Raw genomic sequence first — 4,616 nt, 5'->3', positions numbered from 1 at the left:
GCTTCAATAGCCACTCTCGCCTTAAATGATGAATCAAATTTTCTACGCATCTTTTTCATTATTTTATCCTTGTTTAAGTTACTAAGTTTTAACTAAACAAGTGGTCTGAATTTGTAGAGGTATTATAGTTGGCAAGAATTTAACCTAACTTTTAATCCCATTCATGATTCTTTAAGTAATCCCGCAGGCCCTTCCCCTTGTTGGTCAACTGGCCCTCGACAGGATGGTTTGAGATTGTAGTCCACAGGCAAATAGCCATTTCCTCATCTTCAAGAAGTCTCATGCCCGAATTGATGTCAGCATTAATCCTATCATTGATTTCAAATACAATGTAGTCCTCATCCTTAAAGAGCTTCATGGCCTCAAAAATAAGCTCCATAACATTTTCAAAGCTTGATATCTGTTGTATTCAGAAATATCATACCACAAAATGGGTTTGTAGAAGAAACACTGATCTTTTACCTTGCTCCCTATTGTTCAGGGACAGGATTTCAGGACTTATTTGTCAGATCCGGCAAGATTGGACCATTCTTTTGTTTAATCCTTCAGGGGTAGGGAAAAAGGTATGACCTGCCACTTTTTATATTGTCCTATATTGTACAGCACGGTCATATTGACTAGGGCCATCTTTGGAATTTGTTCCTTTTTTAGCTCCGTAACCAGCTGCTGCCACATCAATCAATGGGCCGATAAAGCCAAAAATAGCGGCTTTGGAGCTTGCCGCAGCTGAATCAGAAGCTGCTGATGCCGCCAAGGGAAAGCTTGGTGAAGTAGCAGGGCAAGCAAAAAGTGCTGTAGACATTTATGCAGACAAAGTTAAGGGAACCGTTGACCATCTCGCAGACACAGCGATAGCTACCGTTGATAAAATCCAAAAACAACCTTGATGCCAGTTCAACGTCATGGCAGAAGCCTGTCTTTAAAAGCTTTTGATGCTGGTCACTGAGTGTCTTAAAACCGGCCAAGCCAAGTATGCAAACAGGTTATTGAAGAAGAATCAATTTTTAAAAGGTAAGATCACCATTGAAGACATAACGATAGCGCAAAAAGAATTCATTCAGTATATCAAGTCAACCATCAGGCACAATTATTTAAATACGCCAGGAAATCAATTAACCAAAAACTTAAAAAGAGAAATCATGTCCAATACAGTAATAGGAATTTTCGAGTATGAAAGTGATGCCCAGCAGGCGCAGAATAATTTATTGGCAAACGGGTTTGCTGACGCAGATGTCGATATCGAAACTGCATCATACACCTCAGAAGCCGGCAAAACTTCGGGCAGTAACCATAATGAAGATCTAGCAGACCGTATCGGGAACTTCTTTAGGGATCTTTTCGATGGTGATGAAGAAGAGACAAAACGTTACTCAGAAGCAGGAAAGCGCGGAACCATTGTAACTGTACATGCAGCCAGCGCCAACGAAGCAGAAGCTGCTGCGGCGATCCTTGATCAATACGGGGCAGTTGATGTCAATGAAAGTGCAGCTGGGTATTCCCCTAACCAGACGTATGCTGAAGCCCTGCCGAATGCATCTTCTGTTTCTGATGACACTACTGCTTCACTCCCTATAATTGAGGAAAAACTGCAGGTTGGCAAGCGTCAGGTACAGACAGGTGGTGTGCGTCTGAGGAGCCGCATCGTATCGCGTCCAGTTCAGGAAGGCATCCGTCTTCGCCAGGAGCAGGTCACCGTGGACAGGACACCTGTTGACCGCATTGCGTCAGATTCAGATTTTGACACCTTCAAAGAAGGTACATTCCAAGTAAAGGAGTATGCGGAAGTCCCTGTGGTCAGCAAAGAAGCACGCGTAGTGGAGGAAGTGAGCTTGAATAAAACAGTGGAAGAGCACGATGAGCTCATTAATGAAACCGTCCGTAAAACCGAAGTGGATGTAGAGGACCTTACAGAACAGGAAAGATTAAGAAAGTCAGGGTCAGGTTTATAACTGTCAGCTCTAAAACATTTTCTAGCCTCTGCTTTTAGCAGGGGCTTTGTTTTCCCAAATTGGTTACAAAAACAGCATTGACTTCAAAGAAGAATTAAGATCTTAAAACTCCTATTAACATTAAGAACAAGCTGATCTGCAATTACATGAACTTAAAACATATAAGGGCAGTAGTTACTACCCTTCATATATAAAGTTAAGCAGATCACAAATAAGTAAATATTTATATGGCAAGGATATTGATTACCGGCTCAGTCGATGGGCTGGGGCAACTGGCGGCAAATGCGCTGGTTCACAAAGGGCATAGTGTGGTTTTGCATGCACGTAACCCAGCGCGTGCAAAGTATGGACTGGCTAGGGTACCAGGGGCTGAGACCATACTAACCGGGGATCTATCCAGTATCGAAGAAACCAAAAATCTTGCTTATCAAGTCAACAAATTAGGTGATTTCGATACTGTTATACACAATGCAGCAGTATTCCAGGTGCCAGAAGGTAAACTTACCCAAGACGGCTTGCCGCTACTATTTGCTGTTAACAGCCTAGCACCTTACATCCTGACTTGCCTGATTAAAAAACCCAGGCGCTTGGTTTATCTTAGTTCGGGAATGCATAAGCAAGCAGACCCAGATTTGAAAGGCCTGGAAATTGATAACCTAAGTGTCAGCTATTCTGATTCTAAATTTCACAACTTAATTATGGCAATGGCTGTTGCCTGCCAGTGGCCCAAGGTTTATTCTAATGCGGTAGATCCCGGCTGGGTACCCACAAAAATGGGTGGGCCCGGAGCACCTGATAATTTAATGAAAGGTTTTGCAACCCAGGTGTGGCTGGCAGAAAGTAGCGATGTTCATGCAAAAGTAAGCGGTCAGTATTTTCACCATCAAAAGCAGGATTGTTACCTGCGTCAGGCAGACGATGCCAATGTCCAGAACCAATTCCTTTCTTTCTGTGAAAGGATAAGCGGAGTAGCATTTCCTGCTTAGCAATAGGGACATTGTAGTTATAATAGAATTGTAACTGGTAAGAGAACCAATAGATGTAATTAAATTTAAATTCTATTTAACATAGTACGTTTGAACCGTGTTTAAACTTTCCACATTCTTTGAATAAATTGATCTTAATTAAAGGCCTTCAGTGTGGGGTTCTTTTAGTAAATGGACAAAGAATAGCGGTAAGGATTCATGACCTTAATGGTCGTAAACCATTGTCCTCAAATTTTTCTACTTTTTGAAAAGTATATCTACCCAACCGGTTAATATGTGCAAACCTGGCTGGAGAAAGATGCTCAAAATCATTTTCATCGACCGTGTTGCCATCCGCTTGATGTTTTTTAAGTACTTCCTGTGTATAAATCGTATTCCAAACCACAACCAGGTTTGTCAGAACGTTTAAACAACCAGCAGTCTCTTGCTGGGCATCTTCCTGTTTTCGCCTAAGATGTCCATCGCCACCAAACCAAAGCCAGGCGCGAAGTGCATGCAGCTGTTCACCTTTGTTAAGCTGGGCATGGATACGGCGGCGCAACGGCTGACTTTGTAAGTAACGGAGTATGAAGGTCGTTTTAACCAGTTTTCCGTACTCTTGCAAGAGTGTGGTTAAATGATGTTGACGTGGATATCCTTGTAATTTACTGATTAGCAAAGACGAAGTGACCCATCCGCTTTTTAATGTTGCCGCTACCCGTAATAAATCATCCCACCTGGCCCGGACATATTCCGGACGGAAATTTGAAGTGAATTTGAGAGAGGGATATTTTAGGTCCATTCCCTTAATACGGCAAAGGCTTTGGTTTGAAAGATCGCGCAGCCTGGGCGAAAATAGGAGCCACAATAAATTGAACAGAGCAAAAATGATATCCGTATAACCTCCTGTGTCCGTGGTGTGCTCTACAATTTCCAAGTCTGTCTCGTTACCCAGTATTTCATCCAAGACATAAGTGGCATCCCGGACAGTGGATGGAACAGATTTGCTACCGTACTGAGCATACTGATCTGATGTGTGTGTGATTAGCGTATAACCCTTCCCGTAGCCGTAATAACGCGGGATGGACTGTGCATTGCGGATCTTACCACTAACTGGGAAGCGTTGTCCGTCTGAAGAAGACAACGTGCCACTGCCCCAATAAGATGACAGCCAAAGTTCGTGCTGATAATTAACCAGCCGGACTGTTGCGCGTTTGAGCGTTTCTTCCCTGATGTAATTGGTAGATACCCACCAAAGTGCCTGGTAGTCAAGTCCCGCACTTTGGGCCATTTCGGCCAATGGAATATTGCATGCCCCTGCCAAAAGTGCTGCATACAATAATGTCTGATGGTCTTTACTCCTGGCTTCATTTTCCAGGCCTGTCAACTCATTGGAAAATCCTGTCCAGTTGTCTACTTCCACCAGCAGATCCGTTAGCTCTACCCGCGGTAATAAACGGTCAACCGCAGCACGAAGTGCTTTTACCGATTCGGGCACTTCATCTGCTTTCAAGGGTGTTACTAACAATTCTCCATCATCGTCCAGACGGATATCACCACCGTCGGCCAGTATTTGTATGATACCTCGATTATGTTAGACCACTAATTTAGGTTTGTTAGTTGTTTTAGGCGCACATTTCAAACAGCTCTGCAGGCTTTTTTCGATCTATTCCCTGGTGCGCTCTGAAATGATATCTATCCA

Annotated in this window: 5 protein-coding genes; 2 read left to right on the top strand and 3 right to left on the bottom strand. The window is 43.2% G+C overall.

Annotation, left to right across the window (positions count from 1 at the left end):
* Positions 1 to 151: 151 nt before the first annotated feature.
* Together FEM55_RS07345 and FEM55_RS07340 are read right to left on the bottom strand one after the other, a co-directional pair.
* Complete coding sequence (locus FEM55_RS07345; RefSeq protein ID WP_138280699.1) at positions 152 to 379, bottom strand: hypothetical protein; 228 nt, start codon at positions 377 to 379, stop codon at positions 152 to 154.
* A 201-nt stretch (positions 380 to 580) separates the two neighbouring features.
* Positions 581 to 802, bottom strand: a complete 222-nt coding sequence (locus FEM55_RS07340) for a hypothetical protein (RefSeq protein WP_138280698.1) — start codon at positions 800 to 802, stop codon at positions 581 to 583.
* A 184-nt stretch (positions 803 to 986) separates the two neighbouring features.
* Between FEM55_RS07340 and FEM55_RS07335 the strand changes: the two genes are divergently transcribed.
* Together FEM55_RS07335 and FEM55_RS07330 are read left to right on the top strand one after the other, a co-directional pair.
* Positions 987 to 1,949, top strand: coding sequence for a YsnF/AvaK domain-containing protein (locus FEM55_RS07335; protein WP_171036500.1), 963 nt, complete (start codon positions 987 to 989; stop codon positions 1,947 to 1,949).
* 227 nt (positions 1,950 to 2,176) lie between these two features.
* Entirely contained in the window at positions 2,177 to 2,935 is a 759-nt protein-coding gene (locus tag FEM55_RS07330; protein ID WP_138280696.1) for an SDR family NAD(P)-dependent oxidoreductase, read from the top strand.
* A 196-nt stretch (positions 2,936 to 3,131) separates the two neighbouring features.
* Here FEM55_RS07330 and FEM55_RS07325 read toward each other — a convergent pair whose 3' ends face one another.
* Positions 3,132 to 4,427 (bottom strand): Tn3 family transposase, encoded by a 1,296-nt coding sequence (locus tag FEM55_RS07325; protein ID WP_161597213.1) that lies wholly within the window; start codon positions 4,425 to 4,427, stop codon positions 3,132 to 3,134.
* Between the last annotated feature and the right edge of the window lie 189 nt (positions 4,428 to 4,616).

It is taken from the genome of Dyadobacter sediminis (assembly GCF_005860765.1).
Lineage (GTDB): Bacteria > Bacteroidota > Bacteroidia > Cytophagales > Spirosomataceae > Dyadobacter > Dyadobacter sediminis.
Note: the sequence above shows the minus strand (reverse complement) of the source record. Positions and strands in the feature narration are given on the sequence as shown.